The organism is Paraburkholderia sp. SUR17 (genome assembly GCF_029536165.1).
GTDB classification, from domain to species: domain Bacteria; phylum Pseudomonadota; class Gammaproteobacteria; order Burkholderiales; family Burkholderiaceae; genus Paraburkholderia; species Paraburkholderia kururiensis.
Map to the genome: position 1 here is coordinate 2,861,382 of NZ_CP120508.1, position 22,449 is coordinate 2,883,830.

Sequence of the window (22,449 nt, forward strand, 5' to 3'; positions counted from 1 at the left end):
ACGCCGATGAACATGCCCGCCGACCGCATCACCGGACTCGTGCTCGCCGGCGGACGCGGCACTCGCATGGGCGGCGCCGACAAAGGTCTGCAACCGCTGCAAGGCGAAGCACTGGCGCTGCACGTCATGCGGCGCCTCGCGCCACAGGTCGGTCCGCTGCTCGTCAGCGCGAACCGGCATCAGGACGCCTACGCCGCGCTCGGCGCGCCCTGGCACGCCGCGGTCGTAACCGACTCCCTGCCCGACTACGCCGGACCGCTCGCAGGGCTGCTCGCCGGCATGCTTGCGGCACGCACCGAATGGCTGCTAGCAGCACCTTGCGACTCACCGTGGCTGCCGGCCGATCTCGCCCAACGTCTCGCCGAAGCGGTCGAAGCCGACGACGCCGACATTGCGACCGTGAAGACCACCAACGCCGCCGGCGAGACTTCGCTGCATCCGGTCTTCGTCCTGCTGCGCACCTCGCTTGCCGACGACCTCGCGGCCTTTCTGGCCGCGGGCGAGCGGAAGGTTCGCGCGTGGTACGCGCGCCACAAGGCCGTTGAAGTGACCTTTGCCGATGAACGCGCGTTTTACAATATCAATTCATTGCAGGAACTCGCCGAATCCGGGCGCGCGTGACCATGCCAGGCGCGCCACGATGCGCGTGTGCGGGGTCCGCAAGACACCGCCGCTCATCCTGGTACGACCGCCGGATTCCTTCCGGGCGCGACGCATCTCCAATCAATGACCACGCTTAACAACCTGTCCCGTTGCGTCGCCGATTACGATCCCGAGGCGTTGCCCGTTGCCGCCACCCAGGCCATCGTGCGCCAGTGGGCCACGCCCGTCACGGCTATTGAACGGGTGCCGCTGCGCGATGCGCTCGACCGCGTGCTCGCCGCAGACATCGTCTCTCCCATCAACGTGCCCGCGCACGACAACTCCGCCATGGACGGCTACGCCTTCGACGGCACAGCCCTCGGCACAAGCGCGGCGAACGGCGACGCCCCACGCACCGTCGAGCTGAAGATCGCCGGCAAGGCGTTCGCCGGACACCCGTTCGACGGCAGGGCCGCGCGCGGCACGTGCGTGCGCATCATGACCGGCGCGCCGATGCCCACCGGCTGCGACACGGTCGTGCCTCAGGAGCTCACGAAGGTGGAAGGCGAGACGGTATCGTTCGCCACCAGCGCCGTTCGGCCAGGCGCCAACCGGCGACGCGCGGGCGAAGACCTGGCCGCAGGGCAACCAGCGTTGCGTGCGGGCCGCTGGATGCGCGCCGCCGACATCGGCCTCGTGGCCTCGCTCGGGATCGCCGAAGTACCGGTGCGCAGGCGTCTGCGCGTCGCGTTCTTCTCGACCGGCGACGAGCTGCGTTCCATCGGCGAGCCGCTCGCGGCAGGCTGCATCTACGACAGCAACCGGCACACGCTCTATGCGATGCTTCGCCGCCTCAACGTGGAAGCCATCGACCTCGGCGTTGTGCGCGACGAACCGGGCGCACTCGAAGCCACCATTCGCAATGCAGCCGCCAATGCCGACGTCGTGCTGAGCTCGGGCGGCGTGTCGGTGGGCGAAGCCGACTTCACGCGCAAACTGCTCGACACCATCGGCGACGTGGCGTTCTGGAACCTCGCCATGCGGCCCGGCCGTCCGCTCGCCTTCGGCCGCATCTGGTCCGGGGCGCGTGCCGGCGACGGCCATCCCGCGCTGTTCTTCGGTTTGCCGGGCAACCCGGTCGCGGTGATGGTCACGTTCTACCAGATCGTGCGCGAGGCGCTGATCGCGATGACCGGGGCCTCGGTGAACCCGGTGCCGCTGATCGACGCCGCCTGCACGGTCGCTATCCGCAAGCGGCCCGGCCGCACGGAATTTCAGCGCGGCATCGCCCGCCGCGACGCGCACGGCCAATGGCACGTCACGACCACGGGCTCGCAAAGCTCGGCGGCGCTGAGTTCGATGAGCGAGGCCAACTGCTTCGTCGTCCTTGCGCACGATGCCGCCGATCTCGACGCAGGCGACCGCGTCGACATCATGCTGTTCGATGCACTCGTCTGAATCACCGTCTTTCACCAACCAACACACACGACCACGGGTCTCGACTCAATGAAAAAGCAGATCTCCTTCATCGCTCCGGGGCAGACCGCCAAAGCGCTCATCCTGGTCTACCTGACCTTCAGCGTGCCGATCGTGCTGCTCGGCGTGCTCGTGGCGTTCATTCGCTACGGTTCGGTGGAGCTGAGCACCGTGTTCAGCGCGCTCCTGCTCAACGCGATTCTCGGTTTCATCCTGCTGTGGATTGCGTGCCACGCGTACAACTGGGTCGCCTCGCGTTTCGGCGGCATCGAAATCCATCTCTCCGATGTGCCCGAGGAAGCGTAAATGACCGCCGTCGTTCGTCCCGCAACGCCCGCCGATGTCGGCGCGATCTTCGCGCTGATGTACGAACTGGCCGAATACGAAAAGCTCACGCATCTGTTCGTTGCAACCGAAGCGGGTCTCAACGACGCGCTGTTCGGTCCGCGGCCGGCATCGGAAGCGCTGCTCGCCGACGACGACGGACGCGTGGTCGGCTACGCCCTCTTCTTCCACAACTTCTCGACCTTTCTCGGCCGGCGCGGGCTCTACCTCGAAGACCTGTACGTGCAGCCGTCGCAGCGCGGCACGGGGCTCGGCAAAGCCATGCTGAGCCGCCTCGCGGCGCTCGCACGCGAGCGCCAATGCGGACGTTTCGAATGGTCGGTGCTCGACTGGAACCAGCCGGCCATCGATTTCTACGAGAAGCTGGGCGCCACCGTGCTGCCCGACTGGCGCATCGTGCGCATGACGGGCGACGCCATCGACCGCCTCGCCGACACGGCGCCGCCCGCCAGCGTGCAGACTCGCCAAGAGCGAGCATAGCCGCCGCGTTGACCGCGCTCACTACGCCGCGGTCAACGCAACCGCTCAGGGCTCGTCCGAGTCCGCGCCCGAAAGCGCCTCACCCAGCACACCGCTCGCCTCTTCACCCGGCAGTGCCTCGACGTCGCGCAGCTTGCGGTTCATCGCACGCGTGCGCACCTCGGCGGCCTCGATGGAGCGCGTCACTGTTTCGAGCTGCGACTTCGTTTTCGCGAGCACGTCGCCGAACTTGCCGAACTCGGTTTTCACCGCGCCCAACACCTGCCAGACCTCGCTCGACCGCTTTTCGATGGCGAGCGTGCGGAAACCCATCTGCAGACTGTTCAGCAGCGCCGTCAGTGTGGTCGGCCCCGCGATGGTCACGCGATAGTCGCGCTGCAACAGGTCGGTGAGGCCAGGGCGCCGCAAGATCTCCGCGTACAGCCCTTCGGTGGGCAGGAACAGCAGCGCGAAGTCGGTGGTATGCGGCGGCGCCAGATATTTCTCCGCGATGGTGCGCGCCTCGCCGCGCACGCGCGCTTCGAGCGCACGGCCTGCCTCGTCGATGGCCGCCACGTCGGCACGCTCCTGCGCGTCGATCAGCCGCTCGTAGTCTTCGCGCGGAAATTTCGCGTCGATGGGCAGCCACACCGGCGCCACGGTGCCCGTCGCGTCAGGACGGCCCGGCAGTCGAATCGCGAACTCCACGCGCTCGCCGCTCTTCGGCACCGTCGCGACGTTCTTCGCGTACTGATCCGGCGTGAGCATCTGTTCGAGCAGCGCTTCAAGCTGCACTTCGCCCCACGTGCCGCGTGTCTTCACGTTCGTCAGCACCTTCTTCAGGTCACCGACGCCCGCCGCGAGCGTCTGCATCTCGCCCAGCCCGCGATGCACCTGCTCGAGCCGGTCGGACACCAGCTTGAACGACTCGCCGAGGCGCTGCTCGAGCGTGGCGTGCAGCTTTTCGTCGACCGTGCGGCGCATCTCTTCGAGCTTCGTCGCGTTGTTCGCCTCGATGTCCTTGAGCCGCTGCTCGATGGTGGCGCGCACTTCGGCAAAGCGCCGGTCGTTCGCTTCGGTCAGCTGCGAAAGTTGCAGCGTGAGCGTGTCGCCGAAACGCTTGAGCGCCGAGCCCTGCTCGTCACGCGCCTGGAGCGCCTGCTGCTGCAGGCTCTGGCGCACGGCTTCGAGCTGCTGTGCGTTGGTCTCGGTGAGCTTGACGAGCTGTTGCGCGAAGCCGTCGATCTGGTTGTTCTGCACGGTCGCGATGCTCGTGAGCTGCGTCGCGAGCGTCTGCTGAAATTGCGCGAGGCCGCTGCCCAGTTCAGTGCGGGAGGCCTGCGCGGTCTGCGCGATGTCCGTGCGCAGCTCGCGTTCGAGCCGTTCGGCGGTACGTGACTGCACATCATTGAATGCCGCGAGCCGGTCGGCCAGCTCGTGGAGCCCCGCCTGCGCCGGGCCGTCGCGCCCGCGCATCGCCATCACGAGCACGATCACGAGCGCCGTGGCCAGCACGATCACGGCAATCGACATCAACAGCATCGCCGTCATGAGCGTGCCCTTCCGATCACTTCAGGATTGATGGGATTCGGCGGCTGTCCGGCACGCGGTCCTTCACCCAGGCCGGCAATCAGGTTGTCGGCAGCGAGATTGGCCATCGCGCGGCGCGTGCGCTCCGTCGCGCTCGCGATGTGCGGCGTGAGCACCACGTTGGGCACCGTGAGCAGCGCCGGGTTGAGGTTCGGCTCGCCTTCGAACACGTCGAGGCCGGCTGCGGCAATGCGCTTTTCCCGCAGTGCTTCAGCGAGCGCGGCGTCGTCGACGATCCCGCCGCGCGCGATGTTCGTGAGCGTGGCGGTGGGCTTCATCAACGCGAGTTCGGCAGCGCCGATGGTGTGGTGGTTCTCGGCCGTGTACGGCAGCACGAGCACGACGTGATCGGCTTCGCGCAGCAGCTCGGCTTTCGGCAGATAGGTGGCGTTCAGTTCGGCTTCGATCTCGGGCGCAACGCGCGAACGGTTGTGATAGACGACGCGCATGTTGAAGCCGCGCGCGCGGCGCGCCAGCGCCTGACCGATGCGCCCCATGCCGATCACACCCAGCGTGGAACCGTAGAGATCGACGCCGAGAAAACCGTCGTACGACCACTTCTGCCAGTGGCCCGCGCGCAGCCAGTGCTCGGATTCCGCCATGCGCCGCGCAGCCGCCATCATGAGCGCCCAGCCAAAATCGGCCGTGGATTCATTGAGAACATCCGGCGTATTGGTGCCGAGCACGTTCGCCGCGTTGAACGCGGCCATATCGAAGTTGTTGTAGCCCACGGCCATGTTCGACACGACACGCAGCTTCGGCGCCGCCGCGAGCGTCGCCGCACCAATCGGGTCGCCCGCCGTCAGCGCGCCGTCCTTGTCCGCGAGACGTCGTGCGAGTTCGTCGGCGCTCAGCACGTCGCCGTTGTTCCACTCCACTTCGAAGTGCTGCTTCAACCGCTCGATCACGTCCGCAAAGATGGGACGTGCCACGAGAATCTTCTGCATCGGTTTTCTCCGCTTACTCTGTTTCTGTTTGCGCGCCAGTTGGCGTCAGAAAAATATCCACGTCGTCACGAGAAACACCGGCAACAGCACGCCGCCCGACCACAGCAGGTAGCCGAAGAAGCTCGGCATGCGAATGCCGCGCGACTCCGCAATGGCCTTCACCATGAAATTCGGCGCGTTGCCAATATAGCTGTTCGCACCCATGAATACCGCCCCGGCCGAAATCGCCGCGAGCGTGGTGGCGCCCGCGGTCATCAGCGACGGTGCGTCGCCGCCCGCGAGATTGAAGAACACGAGGTACGTGGGCGCGTTATCGAGGAACGACGAGAGGAGCCCCGTCGCCCAGAAATACATGGCCTCGCGCGGCTGGCCGGCGGCGTCGTTGACCAGGTGCACGATACCGCCGAAGGCACCGCCCTCGCCCGCGCGCAGGATCAGAATGACGGGTGCAATGGTTACGAAGATGCCGGCAAAGAGTTTCGCGACTTCCTCGATGGGCGCCCAGTTGAAGCCGTTGCCGATGCGCGCCACACGCGGCGTCACGGCAAGCGAAATCAGCGTGATCGCAACGAGCGCAACGTCGCGCACCGCGTTTTGCAGTTCGACGTGTACGCCCATCAGGTCGAAGGTTACGCCGGGCTTCCACAGGCCGCTCGCGAGCACGAGCGCGACGACGCCCGCGAGCAGCAACAGATTGATCTTGCCGTCGATACCGAACGACACCGTATCGGGCGTGGGATCGAGTCTCGCCGGCCGCGCTTCTTCGCGCCGCGCCCAGTACCAGCTATCGAGCGCAAAGAACACTGCCAGCAGCACGCCGCAGACGAACAGCATGGGCAACGCGAGATGCTGGGTCGTCCAGAAAAAGCCCACGCCATTGAGGAAGCCGAGAAAGAGCGGCGGATCGCCGAGCGGCGACAGCGAGCCGCCCGCATTCGCCACGAGGAAGATGAAGAACACGACGACATGGACGACGTGCCGGCGGTTGTCGTTGGCGCGCAGCAGCGGCCGGATCAGCAGCATGGCCGCGCCCGTCGTCCCCATGATGCTGGCGAGCGCGGTGCCAAGCGCGAGCATCGCGGTATTGACGCGCGCCGAGCCGTGCAGATTGCCGCGCACGCAGATGCCGCCGGCCACGGTATAGAGCGCCGTCAGCAACACGATGAACGGCACGTATTCCTCGACGAGCGCGTGCAGCAGCGTGCGCCACGCGGCCGCGAGGCCGAACGCTGCGCCGAACGGCACGATGAAGAGCACCGCCCACGCCGCGGCGATCTTGCCGAAGTGGTGATGCCAGAAGGCCGGCGCGACAATCGGAAAGATGGCGATGGAGAGCAGCATGCCGGCGAACGGCACCGTCCACCACGCCGACAAGGCAGCCCCATCGAGCGTCGCGGCGACGGCGAGCGCGGGCCACACGGCCAACAATGCAAACGCGGCATATGCAGCAAAGAGGGCCACGCCTGCACTCGCGGCGTGTCGTGTCATGTTCAAGTCCTTGTTTGTTGTAGAAACGCCGTGGATGCGCCGTCAATGTGGAGCGTGGCGGCAGCGCGGTCGGCGAAATGGGTTCAACGCGCGAGCACGAAGCACGAAGTTCCGGGCGACCCGTCAGTGTGGCGTGTCCGGTTGGTGTTTCGCCTGTCCGGCTGTCCGGCTATCCCGCAGGTCCGGCGTCGAACGCGTGGCGCACCGGCACGCAGCAAGCCGCCGTGCCGCCGCATGCGGCCGCGCGGCACACGTGTCACGCCCCGCGCACGATCACCACATGCACGCGATAAGGACCGTGCGCGCCCAGCACGATGGTCTGTTCGATATCGCCGGTGCGCGACGGCCCCGAAACGAAATTGACGGCACGAGGCAGTTCGCCGCGTTCGGCGCGAATCAGCGCGAACGCATCCTCCTGTCCGGCCACGATGCGCGAAGCCGGCACGATCGCAACGTGCGTCTCCGGCAGCAGCGCCCCGGACGCCCACGTCTCGGGTCCGGAGAGCAGCACCAGCGTGCCCGTCTCCGCGACCGCGCAAAAGCAGCCGGTCACGCCGACAAGATCGGTATCCACAGGTTTGCGGAATTCGATGGCGAGTCCCGCGTCGGCCCAGGCAAGTTCCGTGAGCGTCGCCCACGCCACGCCGGTGAGCGGCAAGCCGTTCGTCTCCAGGTAGCGGCGCACGGCGGCGGGCACCTGGGCGAGCGTATCCACTTCGTCCACCGTGGTGGCCATTTTGTGAGCGGCCTCGATGAAGCAGGCCTTCAGATCGGCGGGCAATGGCGGACGCGGACCTTGCGGATGACGCGCGAGGTAGTCCGCGACCGCTGCGCGCTCCGGCGCGGTGGGCTCGGCGTCGCGTCCCTGCGCAGCGCGAATGCGCGCGAGGATGTTGCGACGGGCAGCGGATGTATCCATGAAGCGGTCCTCGTGTCGTGGGCGGATCGAGTATCGCGGAATTATACCGGCGGGGGATGCACCGCCGCGGGGGCAAACGGCCTATTCCAGGCGGCCGGATGGCGGCAAACACGCGGCCATCGCAGAATGAGCGATCAAGTCGCTCCACGGCGGCGCCGCACAGCGCGATCTATTTGCCCGAGGTCTCGTCGTCGGCCAGCTGCTCGATGCCGAACACCTGGCGCAGGTAGGCCAGGTACGCCTTGTCGTCGCACATGTTCTTGCCCGGTGAGTCGGAGAGCTTCGCCACAGGCTGCCCGTTGCAGCGGACCATCTTGATGACGATCTGCAGCGGGTTGTAGCCGAGGTCGTTGGTGAGATTCGTACCGACGCCGAAGGCCAGCTTGCAGCGCCCGCGGAAGCGCTCGTAGAGCTGCAGCACCTTCGGGATGTCGAGCGCATCGGAGAACACGAGCACCTTGGTACGCGGGTCGCAGCGATTCGCTTCGTAGTGGCTGATAAGGCGCTCGCCCCAGTCGAACGGATCGCCCGAGTCGTGCCGCGCGCCGTCGAAGAGCTTGCAGAAATACATGTCGAAGTCGCGCAGAAACGCCTTCATGCCGTAGACGTCGGAAAGCGCGATGCCGAGGTCGCCGCGGTACTCCTTCGCCCACATTTCGAAACCGTAGGTCTGCGAATCGCGCAGCCGCGGACCCAAGGCCTGACACGCCTGCAGATATTCGTGAGCCATGGTGCCGAGCGGCGTGAGGCCGTGCTTCATGGCATAGAACACGTTGCTCGTGCCGGCGAACTGCGGGCCCAGGCCGTCTTTGAGCGTCAGGATCACTTCCTCATGCCAGCGCTTCGAGAAGCGCCGGCGCGTGCCGTAGTCGGCGATCTTGCAGTCGGCGAACTCCGGTTTCGCGCCCAGCAGCGTGATCTTCTCGCGCAGCCGCTCGCGGCCCACGGCGTAGTCGGGCTGCTGCTGCGTGTTGCGGAAGTAGACCTCGTTGACGATGGCAAGCACCGGAATCTCGAAGAGAATGGTGTGCAGCCACGGCCCTTTGATCTCGATGTCGATCTCGCCGTTGCCCTTCGGCGACGGTGTCACCGAAATGTATTTTTCGTTGAGCTGAAAGAGCGCCAGAAAGTCGACGAAATCGCTCTTGATGAAACGCATCTGCCGCAGATAGTCGAGTTCGGGCTCCGTGAAACGCAATTTGCAGAGCAGGCGCAGCTCACTGCAAATCTCGTCGATGTAGGGAACCAGGTCGACATTCGGCGTGCGGCAACGGAAGCGATATTCCACACTCGCGGCGGGGAAATGATGCAGCACCACCTGCATCATCGTGAACTTGTACAGATCGGTATCGAGCAGCGAAGTAATGATCATGGTGTGGCGGCTGGACTGCGGTCGGACGGTCGCGCGGTCACGACGTCCGCACGCCCGCGCTTGCAGGGCACGTCCCCCGCGCCCTTTGGTCGCCATGTTACCGCAAGGCGTCGGCACGGCACGTGCCAGCACACCGGCTGGACAAGGCTCATCGCGCCATGACAGCCGCGGCGCGACCCATAAACTAATCACCAAACGATATAAGCCGGCCTGTCAGCGTGTGGATTCGTCTTTTGACGTTCAGTTACAATACCGGTTTTGGCGTTTCGCCACCCCTGATACTGCACGCAGGAGCTGCCTGAATGACTCACGTTGTGACCGAAAGCTGCATTAAGTGCCGCTATACCGACTGCGTCGATGTGTGCCCGGTGGACTGCTTTCGCGAAGGTCCCAACTTCCTCGCGATCGACCCGGATGAGTGCATCGACTGCGCTGTGTGCGTGGCCGAGTGCCCGGTGAACGCGATCTACGCCGAAGAAGACGTGCCGGGCGACCAGCAGGACTTCATTCCGCTGAACGCCGAACTGGCGAAGGCATGGCCGAGCATCACGAAGACCAAGCAGCCGCTGCCGGAAGCCGACGAATTCAAGGACGTGAAGGACAAGCTGTCGCTGCTGCAGCGCTAAGCGACATCGGGGCTTGTCTATCAGGCCGGTCCGGCAGGCGCTACGACAAGAAGCGCACGCAGGAAATACGCCTCGCCGAAGCCCCGAAGTATTGACAGCGTCTGAAGTACCCCATAGAATCTCGCTTCTCTGCTTTTGTTGTTCCCCGATAGCTCAGTCGGTAGAGCGCCGGACTGTTAATCCGTAGGTCCCTGGTTCGAGCCCAGGTCGGGGAGCCAAGAAATTGCAAAAGCCCGTTAACCATAACGGGCTTTTTTACGTAGTGAACGGTTGTATTGCTGTTCCCCGATAGCTCAGTCGGTAGAGCGCCGGACTGTTAATCCGTAGGTCCCTGGTTCGAGCCCAGGTCGGGGAGCCAAAAGATATCGAAGGGATTACGTGTCTTCACGTAATCCCTTTTTTCTTTTCCGGCAGAGCGGTGGCGAGTCGCCGCGCGAGTTCGTCGATAATGTGGATCTGTCATTCCCGCCGATCGATCCACGATGAACCTCGCCAAACGCACTCACGACTTCTCCACGACGCGAAACCCGCGCCTGCGCGTCACCGCACGATGCGCTGCCGCCGTCGGTACCGCGTTCCTCGCGGCCACGACAGCCGCGGCATACGGCGAGGAGATCGGCAGCGTCAACACGAATTTCCGCATCACGGGCTCCGACCGCGTGGTGGTCGAAGCCTACGACGACCCGCTCGTGGATGGCGTCACCTGCTATGTCTCGCGGGCACGCACCGGCGGCATCAAGGGCACGCTGGGCGTAGCCGAAGATCCGACGGAGGCGTCCATCGCATGTCGCCAGGTCGGGCCGATCCACTTCACAGGCAACCTCAAGCAGCAGTCGGACGTGTTCACGGAACGCATGTCGTTCATCTTCAAGACGCTGCACGTGGTGCGCGTCGTGGATGCAAAGCGCAACGCGCTCGTCTATCTGACCTACAGTGACCGCGTGGTAAGCGGCAGCGCCAAGAATAGCGTGAGCGCCGTGCCCGTCCCCGCGGGCACGCCCATTCCGTTGAAGTAGGCGCGCCGCACACGCCTACCGCACCCGACTCGACAGACCCGCAAGCCCGAAACCATGACCGTGACCCGCTTCCGCGATTCCGCCCATTACTGGCGCACGCCGCTGTTGCCCGGCGCGGACCTGCTCACCGCGGAATATCACGATCACGAGTTCACACCGCACTGGCACGACGCCTACACGATTCCCGTGATCGAAGAAGGCGCGGAACGCTATCGCTATCGCGCCACGCACTACGTCGCCGAAGCGGGCAGCGTGCCGGTGATCAATCCCGGCGAGGTGCATACGGGCTCGCGTGCCGTGGACGAAGGCTGGCGCTATCGGGTGATGTACGTGCCGATCGAGTACATGCACAGCCTCGCGCAGGACATCGCGGGCGGCGCGCAGCCGCTGCCGTGGTTCGACGCCGATGTGATTCGCGACGCCGACCTGGCGCGCCGCCTCTCTCGTGCGCACCAGCTACTCGAAGCCGGCGCCGCCGGACTGCCCGCTCTGACGTCCACGCCGACGGCGGACCCGCTCGCTGCCGAATCGGCATTGCTCGACGCGCTCTCCACGCTGCTCGTCCGCTACGGCCGCACGCCGCCGGAACACGTGCTGCGCCCGGCGCGCGACCCGCGTGTGGCAACGATGAAGGAACACCTCGCCAGCCATCTCGCCACGCCGCTTCTGCTTGCCGACCTCGCGGCAGCGGTCAGCCTTTCGCCCTTTCACGCGGCACGCCTTTTCGCCCAGGCTACGGGGCTACCGCCGCACGCGTGGCGCAACCAGATTCGCCTGCAACGCGCGCTTGCGCCCCTGCGCGCGGGCCGGCCAGTGGCCGAGGTCGCGGCGGCCACCGGCTTCGTCGATCAGAGCCACTTCACGCGCCATTTCCGCCGCATGTTCGGCGTGCCGCCGGGGCGCTGGCAAGCGGCATAACCGCCCCGGGAACACCCTCCGCACCCCGCCGCAAGAACGTACAAGCCAGCTGCCTACGCCCTCCGTTAAGCTCGCGGCAAAAGGAGGAGAGAGTGACCCGTTCCATTCGCTTCAAGGAATTCACGGCGGGCGCGCGCGACACGATTCCGATGATGGTCGGCGCCGCCCCGTTCGGCATCATCTTCGGCACGCTCGTCACGTCGGGACCGCTTCACGTGTGGCAAGGGCAGTTGATGTCCCTCGCGGTATTCGCCGGCTCGGCGCAGTTCATTGCGCTCGGCCTGATTGCGGGCAGCGCGAGCTTTCCGGTCGTGCTCGGCACGACGCTCGTGGTGAATCTGCGGCATCTGCTGTACAGCGCGACGCTCGCGCCCTATGTGGCGCACCTGCCGCTGCGCTGGCGGCTGGTGCTCGCCGGCCTGCTCACCGACGAAGTATTCGCCGTGGCCTGGGCCTACTATCGTCGTCAGCCGCATGGCCGGTTCGACGCCATTGGCCCCTGGTACTTCTTCGGCTCCGGGCTCGCCATGTACGTGAACTGGCAGCTCTGGACGGCGGCCGGGCTGCTGTTCGGCGCGGCCTTTCCGGGACTGCAGTCGCTCGGGCTCGACTTCGCGATGGTCGCCACCTTCATCGCCATCGTCGTGCCGCAGTTGGTGGCCGTTCGCTACTTCGCGGCCGCGGTCACCGCGGGCACGCTCGCGCTGCTCTGGCAGACGTGGCCCTACAAGCTCGGACTACTGGGCGCCGTGCTCGCCGGCGTCGCGGTGGGTGTCGCGCTGTCGCTGCCGGGCGCCTCGCGCGGACGCACCGCAGAGGCAAGCCGATGAACTACGCGCTCCTGATTCTCGGCATGGCGCTCATCACCTGGGCGATCCGCGCGGCCGTGTTCGTGCTGGGCGACCGCGTCGTCTTTCCGCCGCTCGTGCGCACGGCGCTTGGCTTCTTGCCCGTCACCGTGCTCACGGCGCTCATCGTTCCCATGGCGGTCGCCCCGCACGGCAGCCCTGAGTTGACGTGGCGCAATCCGCAGCTCGTCGGCGCGCTCGCGGCCATTGCCGTGAGTGCGCTCACGCGCCGCCCACTGCTCACTATCGCCGTGGGGCTCGCCGTGTTCTTTGTCTGGCAAGGCGTCGTGCTGCGTTAGCGCCACCCGTCCCTTCCCCGTCCACCGAACGTGAGCCCCCGGCGCGCCAGCCCCGGAAGCCGGCGTTTCGTGCGCTGCGTCATGACTTCCTCAAGTTTGCCCACCGCACGCCGTTAAACAGATCGAAGTCCGCCGATCGAAATCCGCTTTTCGCGCCGGCTCCGGCCCTGGTGCCCGCCGGCCTGGCGGCGCGCAATGCGCCCGAATCGCACGCAGATCGCACGCCGCGCGTCGTCCGTCCACCGGGCCGTCACGAACGTGAAGACGCCGGCAACCCGCGCGAAGGACGCTCCGCCGGCATACAGCAGATACGCCACGGCGCCACGAAGAGGGGCGGACCGGGGAAACGGGATAACAACATGGGCCAGATCACCCTTACGCTGAAGGAAGAAACCCTTGTGTCGCTACGCAAGGATTTCGACGCGTTCCTGCGCGTGTCGCTCAAGCTCGACCCGCAGTTCGCGACGCCCTCGTTCGAGGACTTCCTGCGTGCGAAGCTGCTCGACAACATGGTGCCGCTCACCGAGCACGCGGTGCAGCGCATGCTTCAGGGCGGCCAGTACGCGTGGGCAAAACGCACGCTCGACAAGGAATTTCCGGACGTCGTCGCCATCCTGATGCGGCAGGCCGCCGAGTACGGCTTCGGTTTCGCCGCCCGCTCCGAATGGACGCCCGACGAGCTCGCCAAGCACTGTCGCGACTGGGCCACGGCGATCGTCAACGAGGCGCAGGCCGCGCCCAACCTGATCGATCCGCTCTCGGCGCAGATCAAGTCGGCCGTGCAGGACATCCAGACGCTCGAAGAAGTGATGCAGACGCCGGCGTGGCGGCTCGCGGAATCGCTGCGCCAGCGCATCTACGAGGCGAAGATCGCCTGCGAAACGAGTGTGGGCAGCGCGTCGCGCGAAAAGCTGGGCGAGTTGCGCGGGCTGCTGCGCCTTGGCATTTCGCACGGCTCGTTCCAGAAGCAGGAAGCGCAGCAGATCATGGAATACCTGCGCCTGCTCAAGCCCGAGATCTTCGTCGAAGAACCGTACGACGTATTCGCCCGCCTCGCGGCCTGGCTGCGCAACGTCTTCACGCCGCCCGTGCGCAACCAGCAACAGCAGCAGCGTCAGTCGCGCTGAGGGCGCAGCGCTGACGCCCGCATTCCAGCCGCTTCGGCCTCGGATGCAATAACCCTGCTCAGTCCCACATCTTCCTGAGCTTCGCCGCAATCTCCACCTTGGCGTGAGCCGCCGCAGCCAGCCCCGCCGCTGTCGGCGCGGCGGCGACGGGCACGGGCGGCCACGCACGCGCCTCGAAGAGCGGCAATAGCGGCGCCGGAATGAAGCGCGTGCGCGAGGCCCAGACGTGCCGGTCGCCGGATTGCGTCTGATTGTGCACATAGAACCGTTGCGGCACGACGATGTGCAGGTCTTCCTTCGCGCGCGTCATCGCCACGTAGAGCAGGCGGCGCTCCTCGTCGATCTCTTCGTCGCTGCCGGTGCCGAGGTCGGACGGAATGCAGCCGTCCACGCCGTTGAGCACGAACACGTTGCGCCACTCCTGGCCCTTCGCCGAATGGATCGTGGAGAGGATCAGGTAGTCCTCGTCGAGCAGCGGCACGCCGGACTCGCCGCTCGTGGCGTCGGGCGGATCGAGCGTGAGTTCCGTGAGAAAGCGTTCGCGCGACGGGTACGTGCCCGCAATGCTTTCCATCTGCAGCACGTCCGCGTGACGCATGGCGGCGTCTTCGTGGTTGCGTTCCAGATGCGGTTCGTACCAGCGGCGGATCAGCTCGAACTCGGCAGGCCATGCACTCGTGCGCGAGCAGACCGTCGACATCATCGCGACGAACGCGGCCCAGTCTTCTGCGGCGCGCGGTGGCGGCGCGAATGCCGCGAGCGCGTCGGCGGCGGGCCAGGTGCCCTTGCAGGCTGCGACCTGATCGAGCAGCCGCGCCGCCGTGGCCGGCCCCACGCCAGGCAGCAGTTGCACGACCCGAAAGCCCGCCACGCGGTCGAGCGGATTTTCCGCCCAACGCAGCACGGCGAGCACGTCTTTCACGTGCACGGAATCGAGAAAACGCAGCCCCCCGAACTTGACGAACGGAATGTTGCGTCGAGCCAGCTCCACTTCGAGCGCCGCGCTGTGGTGCGCGGCGCGAAACAGCACCGCCTGCGACTTCAGTTTCATGCCCGCTTCGCGCGCCTCGAGCACCTGCTCGACGACATAGCGCGCTTGCGTGGCTTCGTCGGCCACGGTAACGAGCCGCGGACGCTGCTCGCTCGCGCGGTCGGTCCAGAGGTTCTTCGCGAAGCGCTCTTTGGCGAGCCCGATCACCGCGTTCGACGCCTCGAGAATGGGCGCCGTGGAACGGTAGTTGCGCTCGAGCATGACCTGCCGCGCGGGCGGATCGAACTGCGCGGGAAAGTCGAGGATGTTGCGCACCGTGGCGCCGCGAAACGAGTAGATGGCCTGGGCGTCGTCGCCCACCACCGTCAGGCCGCGCCCGTCGGGCTTGAGGGCGAGCAGGATCGACGCCTGCAGGCGGTTCGTGTCCTGGTACTCGTCCACGAGCACGTGATCGAAGCGCGCGGAAAGCTCGGCGGCGAGCGCGGGCTCCGCGGCCATGTGCGCCCAGTACAGCAGCAGGTCGTCGTAGTCGAGCACGTTCTGCGCCTGTTTCGCCTCGACGTAGCGGGCAAAGAGCGCGCGCAGGTCCGCCTCCCACTCGCAGCACCACGGAAACGCACGGGCGAGCACATCGGCGAGCGACGCACCGGTATTCACGACGCGCGAATAGATCGAGAGACACGTGGACTTCGACGGGAACCGCCGTTCCTTCGCCGACAAACCGAGTTCGTGGCGCACGAGGTTGATGAGGTCCGCGGAATCTTCGCGGTCGTTGATGGTGAAGCCCGGCGCGAGGCCGATGCGCTCGGCGTACTCGCGCAAGAGCCGCGCGCCCACGCCGTGGAACGTGCCGGCCCACATGAGCCCGTGCGCGAGCGCCGCAGACGCGCCCGGCACCCCGGCGGCGATGCGCGTCACGCGGCGCGTCATTTCGTCGGCGGCGCGGCGCGAGAAGGTGAGCAGCAGGATGCGATGCGGGTCCGCTCCGTTCACGACAAGATGGGCCACGCGATGCGCGAGCGTATTGGTCTTGCCCGAGCCCGCGCCCGCGATCACCACGAGCGGCGCGGGCGCGCCGGCCTCGCCGACGCCGTGCTCGACGGCCGCGCGCTGGGCGTCGTTGAGCTTCGCGAGCCAGGCGGCGACTTTCGTTGCAACCTCGGCCGCCATTTCGGGCGTCGGGCTTGCGCCGCCATGCGCGGCGGGGCGCTCGACGAGGGCAGACGAATCGCGAACAGAAGCGGAAACCGGAACGGAAGCGGAAGGCACGGCGTAGGCAGAATGGGAAGATGGCGACGCACACTGTATATCCATACACCCCTACGAGACAAGCGCGCAGAACCCTTGCCCCCCACGCACCCGCTACCTCCACGCAATCCGTTCGACGCGCCCGCGCCCGCGGGCTTATGATGCGAGCCCTTGAACCTGTTCCCTCGCGTGCGCCATGCCCAATCTCGATTTCCCGCTCACCGGCGACTACGTCGAACTCCATAACCTGCTGAAGATCACCGGCCTCGCCGACAGCGGCGGCGCGGCCAAGCAGCTGGTGGCCGCAGGCGAAGTGAAGGTGGACGGTCAAGTGGAGCTGCGCAAAACGTGCAAGATCCGCGCGGGCCAGGTCGTGCTGTTCGGCGACACACGCATCGCCGTGCGCGAAGCCGATTGAAAGAAACTGCACCAAAAACGGGCTTTTCCATCGACAACTGCCCGTTCCCGCAATAAGCTGTCCGTCCCGAAAGACATCATAAGAATCGCGGCGCGCCCATACGCTCGCGCCGTTTTTCCCTTCCCATGACCCAGCAATCGAGCTTCTCGCGCGTGGGCACGAGGCCGCCCACGCTTTCCCGCCACGCCGCCGACACCGCCCGCCTCGCCGCCCCGCTCGCCATCGCGCAGCTCGCCCAGATGGCCATGAGCGTGACCGACACGGTGCTGCTCGGCTCGCTCGGCGCCGATGCGCTCGCCGCCGGCGGACTCGGCGCCGCGCTCTACTTCGTCGTCGTCACGCTGCTGCAAGGCGTGCTCACCTCCGTGAGCGTGACCGTGGCCAACGCGCGCGGCGCGCAGAACGAGCATCACGTGCCGCACATTTACTGGACCGGCTTCGTGCTGTCGCTGCTGCTCACCGTGCCGGCGTTCGCACTGCTGTCGTTTGCCACGCCGATTCTGCTGGCGTTCGGCGAACCGCCACTGCTCGCGCGCAACGTGGGCGAGTACTGCGCGGTGTTGCGCTGGGCCGCGCCCGCGAGCCTTGCGGGCATCGGGCTGCTGCGCTCGTTTCTGCCCGCCATTGGCGCAGCGCGGCGGCTGCTCGGCGTTTCGATTGCGAGCGTGTTCGTCAACGCGTTTCTCAACTACGGACTCATCCACGGCGTGTACGGACTGCCGCGGCTCGGCTTTCTCGGCTCGGCCGCGGCCACGACGCTCACCGTCTGGCTCTCCGCGCTCGTGCTGGCGGCGCTGCTCCATTTGCGGCCGCGCTACCGGCACTTCGTCGCCGCCCGGCGTCCCACCGTACCGCTGATGGGCGAACTGTTCGGCATCGGCTGGCCAGTGGCGATCACGTACGGGGTCGAATCGACGCTCTTTCTCGCCACGGGGCTCATGGTGGGCGTGCTGGGCGAATCGCAGCTCGCGGCGCACCAGATTGCGCTCAACGTAGCGTCCGTGTCGTTCATGGTGCCGCTCTCGATCGGCCAGGCGGCCAACGTGCGCGTCGGCTTCTGGGAAGGCGCGGCGCAGCCGCTTGCCGCACGCCATGCGGGCTTCGTCGCGCTCGTGCTCGGCGTTGCGTTCATGTCGCTCTCGGGGCTCGTGCTGATCGTCGCGCCGCACTGGATCGTCGGGCTGTACCTCAAGCTCGACGACCCCGCCAACGCGAACACGGTCGCGCTCGCCGCGTCGCTGCTCGGCGTGGCCGCGATCTTCCAGATCGTGGACGGCATGCAGACGGTGGCCTCGGGCTGCCTGCGCGGCCTCAAGGACACCCGCGTTCCCATGATCGCGGCTGCGTTCGGCTACTGGGGCATCGGTTTTCCGACGGGCTACACGCTCGCGTTTCACTTCGGCCTGGGCGCGCGCGGGTTGTGGTGGGGGCTCGCCGCGGGGCTCGCGAGCGTGGCTGTTCTGATGACGCTGCGCTTTCACCGCCTGAGCCTTCAGCGTGGGCCGGGCGCAGGGCAAGACCGCGCTTGATCGAAACGTCAGAACAACGCGGGAGCGAAGCATCGCAGCGCACCGACGATAAGCAACGCACGGATCGTTGGTTGGTGGCACATGGCGTGCACGCTACGATGAAGCCGTTTTCCGTGACACTCCTCTGACAGGGTTTGGGCCCGCGCACTGCGCGGGCTTTTTTTCACGCCCGCGCCCCCATCGACCGCGCACCCACGTGCGGTACCGCCCCACAGCCTGCCTTAACAATTGCCCGTAGAATGTTCTCCACAGGGTACCGGCCCCGTCAGGCCGGCGCCGACAACACCACCCGTGGAGGACGAGGCGTGCTGCCGTACATCGACCGGTCCGTCGCAGCGCTGTGGCGCAAGCGTGTCCGCGCAACGCCTGCGGCACGTCTCTGCCATGACGCGCCTGCCGGGTTTGCGAGCCGGCTCGCCAGCCTTCTGCTCGCCTTCGTTACAGCGCTCGCGCTCGGCGCCTGCGCCACGCGCCCGCCCGCCACGGCCTACCCGCGCGACGTCACGCACGCACTGCCGCCCGGCGCTTCCACGCCACTTGCCGAAGCGCTCGACGCGCCCGTGAAGGCCCATGGCGGCCAGTCCGGATTCAGACTGCTCTCCGCCGGCACCGAAGCCTTGCAGATGCGCATTGCGCTCGCGCGCGCCGCCACGAAAACCCTCGACATGCAGTACTACATCGCCAACGAGGACACCACCGGCAAGCTGCTGCTCGGCGCGGCGCTCTATGCGGCCGATCAGGGCGTTCGCGTGCGCATGCTGGTCGACGACCTGAACTTCAAGGACATCGACAAGCTGATGGCCGCGCTCAACACGCATCCGAAGATCGAGATCCGCGTGTTCAATCCGTTCGGCAGCGAGCAGTTGAGCATGTTCGAGCGCACCACGGACCTGTTCACGCGCATCGACACCTTCACGCGCCGCATGCACAACAAGGCGATGATCGTGGACAACCAGCTCGCGATCGTGGGCGGCCGCAATCTCGGCGACGAGTATTTCAACGCGAGCCCCACGCTGGAGTTCCGCGATCTCGACATGCTTGCCGCGGGGCCCATCGTCGCGGACATCTCCGCGAGTTTCGACCGGTACTGGAACAGCGCGAGCGCCTACCCGCTGCGCGTGCTCAACCGGCAAAGCTTCGACCCGCACGATCTCGACCTCGCGCGCGACGCGCTGCGCGAGCACTGGCGCGAGAACGCCGATCCCTACGACGCGAAGCCGATCAACGCGACACCGCTTGCGCAGCAGATCGCGCGTGACGAGCTGGGCCTCGTCTGGGCCCCGGCCGAATTCAAGGCCGACACGCCCGACAAGGTCGCCGTGCCGACGGCCGACTACAAGAGCCCGCCCGCGCAGCGGCTCTTCGAACTGATGCGCGGCGCGCACGAGAGTCTGCAGGTCTTCTCGCCCTACTTCGTGCCGCACGAAGTGGGCGTGAAAGCGCTCTCGCGGCTCACGGCACGCGGCGTGCACGTGGCGATTCTCACGAACTCGCTGGCGGCCACCGACGCCGTCGCCGTGCAGGCCGGCTACAGTCCCTACCGCGTGCCGCTGCTCGAACACGGTGTCGACCTCTACGAATTCAAGCCCGTGCAACGCGAACGCAGCGTGGGTTTCACCGGCTCGCGCTCGCGCGCAAGCCTGCACGCGAAGGCCTACATCATCGATCGCAGCACGCTCGTGATCGGCTCGCTGAATCTCGATCCGCGCTCGGTGCATCTGAATACCGAACTCGCGCTCATCGTGCACAGCCCCCAGATCGCCAGTCAGGCCGCGGCGCTCTTCAAAAGCGCAACGGCGCCCACGGCGAGCTATCGCGTGCAACTGGCCTCGCCGCAGGAAGCCGCCTCGCTGCGGCGCATCGGCGCGCCGCCTTCGCCGCTCGTCTGGACCGGCGAGGACGACGGCGAGATGCGTACCTACAACTTCGACCCGCAAGCGGGTTTCTACAGGAATCTGCTGACCGGGCTATTCTTGCTGTTGCCGGTGGACGATCAGCTCTGAAGCCCGCTGCGCCCCTGAACGACCTGCCCGCGCGAACGTCCCTGAATCGAGGAACTGCGGCGAAGAACTGCAGCGAAGAACTGCGGCGCACCGTCTCGCGACGATGCGCCATCCACCCAGAGCCTCTGCCGGTTGCAACCATCGCGCGACCGGCAACGCTCGTCATACGGAGCGAAGCTATGACCGAAGACGTCAGAATGGAGCGCGACACGTTCGGCGAAATCGCCGTGCCCAACGCGCAGCTATGGGGCGCGCAAACGCAGCGCTCGCTGCAGAACTTCCGCATCTCCACGGAAAAGCAGGCGCCCGAAATCATCACCGCGCTCGCCACCATCAAGCGCGCCGCGGCGCAAGTGAATCTCGACCTCGGCGTGCTCGACGAAGCGAAGGCGCGCGCCATCATGACGGCCGCGGACGAGATCATCGCGGGCAAACACGCCAACGAGTTTCCGCTCGCCGTGTGGCAAACGGGCTCGGGCACGCAGACCAACATGAACCTCAACGAGGTGATCGCGAACCGCGCGAGCGAGCTGCTGGGCGGCGTGCGCGGCGAAGCGCGCAAGGTGCATCCGAACGACGACGTGAACCGCGGCCAGTCGTCGAACGACGTGTTCCCCACCGCGATGCACGTCGCCGCCGCGGTGGGCATCGTCACGCATCTCCTGCCCTCGCTGAAGACGCTGCGCGAGACGCTCGACGGCAAGGCGAAGGCCTTCGCGGACATCGTGAAGATCGGCCGCACGCATCTGCAGGACGCCACGCCGCTCACGCTTGGCCAGGAGTTCTCGGGCTACGTGGCGCAGCTCGACCAGGGCATCCGGCATGTGGAGTCGACGCTGCCGCACCTCTGCGAACTCGCGCAGGGCGGCACGGCGGTGGGCACGGGCCTGAACGCGCATCCGCAATTCGCCCGGAAAGTGGCCGAAGCCATCGCAAAGCTGACCGGACTGCCGTTTGTCACGGCACCCAACAAGTTCGAAGTGATGGCCGCCGCCGACGCGCTCGTCTTCGCGCACGGCGCGCTGAAGACGGTGGCCGCAAGCCTCATGAAGATTGCCAACGACATCCGCTGGCTCGCGAGCGGCCCGCGCTGCGGACTCGGCGAACTGTCGATTCCAGAGAACGAGCCGGGCAGCTCGATCATGCCGGGCAAGGTGAATCCCACGCAGTCCGAAGCGGTCACGATGCTGTGCTGCCAGGTGTTCGGCAACGACGTGGCCGTGAACATGGGCGGGGCGAGCGGCAATTTCGAACTCAACGTGTATCGCCCGATGATCGCGCACAACGTGCTGCAATCGGTGCGGCTGCTCGCCGACGGCGCGCGCAGCTTCAACGACAACTGCGCGGTGGGCATCGAGCCGAATCGCGAGCGCATCGATGCGCTGCTCAACGAGTCGCTGATGCTCGTGACCGCGCTCAATCCGCACATCGGCTACGACAAGGCCGCGCAGATCGCCAAGAAAGCGCACAAGGAAGGCACCACGCTCAAGGCTTCGGCGCTCGCGCTCGGCTACGTGACGGAGCAGCAGTTCAACGAGTGGGTGCGGCCGCAGGATATGGTGGGACAAGTGCCGGGCAAGGGTTGATGGCGCCGGCGAGTAACTCGGCCGTGGCGTAGGCGGTGAACGCCTGCGCCATGCCGCTCGAGCCCTTAAAGCTCTTCAAGCCCCTAAAGCCCTTCAAACCGCGCCCGCTGCCACCTCTTCGGGCTTGAGTTCCACGATCGCGTCGAGCGCTTCTTTCACGTCCATCGCGTAACGGGCAAGGCGCTTCTGCTCGTCCGTCTCGGGCACGAACGACGGCACCGGCATGGGCGTACCCGTCTCGTCCACTGCGACGAACACGACGAGGCAGTCGGTGGTCTGGCGCAACTGTCCGCTCTTCGGGTCGCCCGCGTGAACGGAAACATGGATATGCATGCTGGTGCGGCCCGTCGCCACGACGCGCGCGCGCAGTTCCACCATGTTGCCGACATGAATGGGACGCCGGAACCGGATGTTGCCCACGCTCACCGTCACGCAATAGCGGCTCGACCACACGGCCGCGCAGGCGTAGGCGGTTTCGTCGATCCACTTCATGAGCGCGCCGCCGTGGACCTTGCCGCCGAAATTCACCGAGCTCGGCTCGGCCAGAAACCGGAACGTGGTTTCGGAACGGTCGTGTGCGTTCGAAGGGGTACTCATCTTGACTCCGGTCATTGACTCCGCTCGTGCGGATGTATATGGAAGGAGCCGATTATACGGGGCGC

Annotated in this window: 21 protein-coding genes and 2 tRNA genes; 16 read left to right on the top strand and 7 right to left on the bottom strand. The window is 66.5% G+C overall.

Annotated elements, in window-relative coordinates:
• The first annotated feature begins 6 nt into the window (after window positions 1–6).
• The 4 genes from mobA to P2869_RS12620 all read left to right on the top strand — a co-directional run bounded on the left by mobA (window position 7) and on the right by P2869_RS12620 (window position 2,883).
• Window positions 7–621: a molybdenum cofactor guanylyltransferase MobA gene (mobA, locus tag P2869_RS12605; RefSeq protein ID WP_277596666.1), complete on the top strand. Its 615-nt coding sequence runs from the start codon at window positions 7–9 to the stop codon at window positions 619–621.
• A gap of 105 nt (window positions 622–726) precedes the next feature.
• Window positions 727–2,040 carry a gephyrin-like molybdotransferase Glp gene (glp, locus tag P2869_RS12610; protein WP_277596667.1) on the top strand — a complete coding sequence of 438 codons (1,314 nt, stop codon included), beginning with the start codon at window positions 727–729 and terminating at the stop codon, window positions 2,038–2,040.
• Window positions 2,041–2,088: 48 nt separating this feature from the next.
• A complete protein-coding gene (locus tag P2869_RS12615) occupies window positions 2,089–2,364 on the top strand; it encodes a hypothetical protein (protein WP_017774653.1) in 276 nt (91 codons plus the stop codon).
• Entirely contained in the window at window positions 2,365–2,883 is a 519-nt protein-coding gene (locus tag P2869_RS12620) for a GNAT family N-acetyltransferase (RefSeq protein WP_277596668.1), read from the top strand. It abuts the gene before it with no gap.
• A 45-nt stretch (window positions 2,884–2,928) separates the two neighbouring features.
• Here P2869_RS12620 and rmuC read toward each other — a convergent pair whose 3' ends face one another.
• The 5 genes from rmuC to pncB all read right to left on the bottom strand — a co-directional run bounded on the left by rmuC (window position 2,929) and on the right by pncB (window position 9,178).
• Window positions 2,929–4,413 carry a DNA recombination protein RmuC gene (rmuC, locus tag P2869_RS12625; RefSeq protein ID WP_277596669.1) on the bottom strand — a complete coding sequence of 495 codons (1,485 nt, stop codon included), beginning with the start codon at window positions 4,411–4,413 and terminating at the stop codon, window positions 2,929–2,931.
• Window positions 4,410–5,399: a D-glycerate dehydrogenase gene (locus tag P2869_RS12630; RefSeq protein ID WP_277596670.1), complete on the bottom strand. Its 990-nt coding sequence runs from the start codon at window positions 5,397–5,399 to the stop codon at window positions 4,410–4,412. The genes rmuC and P2869_RS12630 overlap by 4 nt, the downstream gene beginning before the upstream one ends.
• A gap of 45 nt (window positions 5,400–5,444) precedes the next feature.
• The gene (locus tag P2869_RS12635; protein ID WP_277596671.1) at window positions 5,445–6,887 is read right to left on the bottom strand and encodes a sodium:proton antiporter; all 1,443 of its coding nucleotides are present in this window, start codon (window positions 6,885–6,887) and stop codon (window positions 5,445–5,447) included.
• A gap of 256 nt (window positions 6,888–7,143) precedes the next feature.
• Window positions 7,144–7,806, bottom strand: coding sequence for a lactate utilization protein C (locus P2869_RS12640; RefSeq protein WP_277596672.1), 663 nt, complete (start codon window positions 7,804–7,806; stop codon window positions 7,144–7,146).
• Between the two features lie 169 nt (window positions 7,807–7,975).
• Window positions 7,976–9,178: a nicotinate phosphoribosyltransferase gene (pncB, locus tag P2869_RS12645; RefSeq protein WP_277596673.1), complete on the bottom strand. Its 1,203-nt coding sequence runs from the start codon at window positions 9,176–9,178 to the stop codon at window positions 7,976–7,978.
• A 302-nt stretch (window positions 9,179–9,480) separates the two neighbouring features.
• Here pncB and fdxA point away from each other — a divergent pair, with 302 nt between their 5' ends.
• From fdxA to P2869_RS12685, 8 genes are all read left to right on the top strand, one after another.
• The gene (fdxA, locus tag P2869_RS12650; protein WP_017774646.1) at window positions 9,481–9,804 is read left to right on the top strand and encodes a ferredoxin FdxA; all 324 of its coding nucleotides are present in this window, start codon (window positions 9,481–9,483) and stop codon (window positions 9,802–9,804) included.
• Window positions 9,805–9,946: 142 nt separating this feature from the next.
• Window positions 9,947–10,022, top strand: a tRNA-Asn gene (locus tag P2869_RS12655).
• 64 nt (window positions 10,023–10,086) lie between these two features.
• Window positions 10,087–10,162, top strand: a tRNA-Asn gene (locus P2869_RS12660).
• 124 nt (window positions 10,163–10,286) lie between these two features.
• On the top strand, window positions 10,287–10,820 hold the full coding sequence (locus P2869_RS12665; RefSeq protein ID WP_017774645.1) for a CreA family protein: 534 nt from the start codon (window positions 10,287–10,289) through the stop codon (window positions 10,818–10,820).
• Between the two features lie 54 nt (window positions 10,821–10,874).
• Window positions 10,875–11,738, top strand: coding sequence for an AraC family transcriptional regulator (locus P2869_RS12670; RefSeq protein WP_277596674.1), 864 nt, complete (start codon window positions 10,875–10,877; stop codon window positions 11,736–11,738).
• A gap of 149 nt (window positions 11,739–11,887) precedes the next feature.
• Window positions 11,888–12,568 (top strand): AzlC family ABC transporter permease, encoded by a 681-nt coding sequence (locus tag P2869_RS12675; RefSeq protein ID WP_277598131.1) that lies wholly within the window; start codon window positions 11,888–11,890, stop codon window positions 12,566–12,568.
• Window positions 12,565–12,885, top strand: a complete 321-nt coding sequence (locus P2869_RS12680) for an AzlD domain-containing protein (RefSeq protein ID WP_277596675.1) — start codon at window positions 12,565–12,567, stop codon at window positions 12,883–12,885. Before P2869_RS12675 ends, P2869_RS12680 begins: the two co-directional genes overlap by 4 nt.
• Window positions 12,886–13,244: 359 nt before the next feature.
• On the top strand, window positions 13,245–14,012 hold the full coding sequence (locus P2869_RS12685) for a DUF4088 family protein (protein ID WP_017774640.1): 768 nt from the start codon (window positions 13,245–13,247) through the stop codon (window positions 14,010–14,012).
• 58 nt (window positions 14,013–14,070) lie between these two features.
• Here P2869_RS12685 and P2869_RS12690 read toward each other — a convergent pair whose 3' ends face one another.
• Window positions 14,071–16,173 carry an ATP-dependent helicase gene (locus P2869_RS12690; protein ID WP_277598132.1) on the bottom strand — a complete coding sequence of 701 codons (2,103 nt, stop codon included), beginning with the start codon at window positions 16,171–16,173 and terminating at the stop codon, window positions 14,071–14,073.
• 274 nt (window positions 16,174–16,447) lie between these two features.
• On the opposite strand from P2869_RS12690, the gene P2869_RS12695 reads away from it, so the two are divergent.
• The 4 genes from P2869_RS12695 to fumC all read left to right on the top strand — a co-directional run bounded on the left by P2869_RS12695 (window position 16,448) and on the right by fumC (window position 21,787).
• Window positions 16,448–16,669 (top strand): RNA-binding S4 domain-containing protein, encoded by a 222-nt coding sequence (locus P2869_RS12695; protein ID WP_017774638.1) that lies wholly within the window; start codon window positions 16,448–16,450, stop codon window positions 16,667–16,669.
• 125 nt (window positions 16,670–16,794) lie between these two features.
• A complete protein-coding gene (locus tag P2869_RS12700) occupies window positions 16,795–18,198 on the top strand; it encodes an MATE family efflux transporter (protein ID WP_277596677.1) in 1,404 nt (467 codons plus the stop codon).
• A gap of 425 nt (window positions 18,199–18,623) precedes the next feature.
• The gene (locus P2869_RS12705; protein WP_277598133.1) at window positions 18,624–20,201 is read left to right on the top strand and encodes a phospholipase D family protein; all 1,578 of its coding nucleotides are present in this window, start codon (window positions 18,624–18,626) and stop codon (window positions 20,199–20,201) included.
• Window positions 20,202–20,380: 179 nt separating this feature from the next.
• Window positions 20,381–21,787: a class II fumarate hydratase gene (gene fumC / locus P2869_RS12710; protein ID WP_277596679.1), complete on the top strand. Its 1,407-nt coding sequence runs from the start codon at window positions 20,381–20,383 to the stop codon at window positions 21,785–21,787.
• A gap of 93 nt (window positions 21,788–21,880) precedes the next feature.
• Here the strand turns inward: fumC and P2869_RS12715 are convergent, their stop codons facing one another.
• On the bottom strand, window positions 21,881–22,384 hold the full coding sequence (locus P2869_RS12715; protein WP_026121399.1) for an acyl-CoA thioesterase: 504 nt from the start codon (window positions 22,382–22,384) through the stop codon (window positions 21,881–21,883).
• Between the last annotated feature and the right edge of the window lie 65 nt (window positions 22,385–22,449).

Excerpts from the sequence above, each read along its gene's own strand:
- mobA (WP_277596666.1), top strand. The coding sequence starts at position 7 with ATGAACATGCCCGCCGACCGCATCACCGGACTCGTGCTCGCCGGCGGA.
- glp (WP_277596667.1), top strand. The coding sequence starts at position 727 with ATGACCACGCTTAACAACCTGTCCCGTTGCGTCGCCGATTACGATCCC.
- P2869_RS12615 (WP_017774653.1), top strand. The coding sequence starts at position 2,089 with ATGAAAAAGCAGATCTCCTTCATCGCTCCGGGGCAGACCGCCAAAGCG.
- P2869_RS12620 (WP_277596668.1), top strand. The coding sequence starts at position 2,365 with ATGACCGCCGTCGTTCGTCCCGCAACGCCCGCCGATGTCGGCGCGATC.
- rmuC (WP_277596669.1), bottom strand. The coding sequence starts at position 4,413 with ATGACGGCGATGCTGTTGATGTCGATTGCCGTGATCGTGCTGGCCACG.
- P2869_RS12630 (WP_277596670.1), bottom strand. The coding sequence starts at position 5,399 with ATGCAGAAGATTCTCGTGGCACGTCCCATCTTTGCGGACGTGATCGAG.
- P2869_RS12635 (WP_277596671.1), bottom strand. The coding sequence starts at position 6,887 with ATGACACGACACGCCGCGAGTGCAGGCGTGGCCCTCTTTGCTGCATAT.
- P2869_RS12640 (WP_277596672.1), bottom strand. The coding sequence starts at position 7,806 with ATGGATACATCCGCTGCCCGTCGCAACATCCTCGCGCGCATTCGCGCT.
- pncB (WP_277596673.1), bottom strand. The coding sequence starts at position 9,178 with ATGATCATTACTTCGCTGCTCGATACCGATCTGTACAAGTTCACGATG.
- fdxA (WP_017774646.1), top strand. The coding sequence starts at position 9,481 with ATGACTCACGTTGTGACCGAAAGCTGCATTAAGTGCCGCTATACCGAC.
- P2869_RS12665 (WP_017774645.1), top strand. The coding sequence starts at position 10,287 with ATGAACCTCGCCAAACGCACTCACGACTTCTCCACGACGCGAAACCCG.
- P2869_RS12670 (WP_277596674.1), top strand. The coding sequence starts at position 10,875 with ATGACCGTGACCCGCTTCCGCGATTCCGCCCATTACTGGCGCACGCCG.
- P2869_RS12675 (WP_277598131.1), top strand. The coding sequence starts at position 11,888 with ATGATGGTCGGCGCCGCCCCGTTCGGCATCATCTTCGGCACGCTCGTC.
- P2869_RS12680 (WP_277596675.1), top strand. The coding sequence starts at position 12,565 with ATGAACTACGCGCTCCTGATTCTCGGCATGGCGCTCATCACCTGGGCG.
- P2869_RS12685 (WP_017774640.1), top strand. The coding sequence starts at position 13,245 with ATGGGCCAGATCACCCTTACGCTGAAGGAAGAAACCCTTGTGTCGCTA.
- P2869_RS12690 (WP_277598132.1), bottom strand. The coding sequence starts at position 16,173 with ATGGCGGCCGAGGTTGCAACGAAAGTCGCCGCCTGGCTCGCGAAGCTC.
- P2869_RS12695 (WP_017774638.1), top strand. The coding sequence starts at position 16,448 with ATGCCCAATCTCGATTTCCCGCTCACCGGCGACTACGTCGAACTCCAT.
- P2869_RS12700 (WP_277596677.1), top strand. The coding sequence starts at position 16,795 with ATGACCCAGCAATCGAGCTTCTCGCGCGTGGGCACGAGGCCGCCCACG.
- fumC (WP_277596679.1), top strand. The coding sequence starts at position 20,381 with ATGACCGAAGACGTCAGAATGGAGCGCGACACGTTCGGCGAAATCGCC.
- P2869_RS12715 (WP_026121399.1), bottom strand. The coding sequence starts at position 22,384 with ATGAGTACCCCTTCGAACGCACACGACCGTTCCGAAACCACGTTCCGG.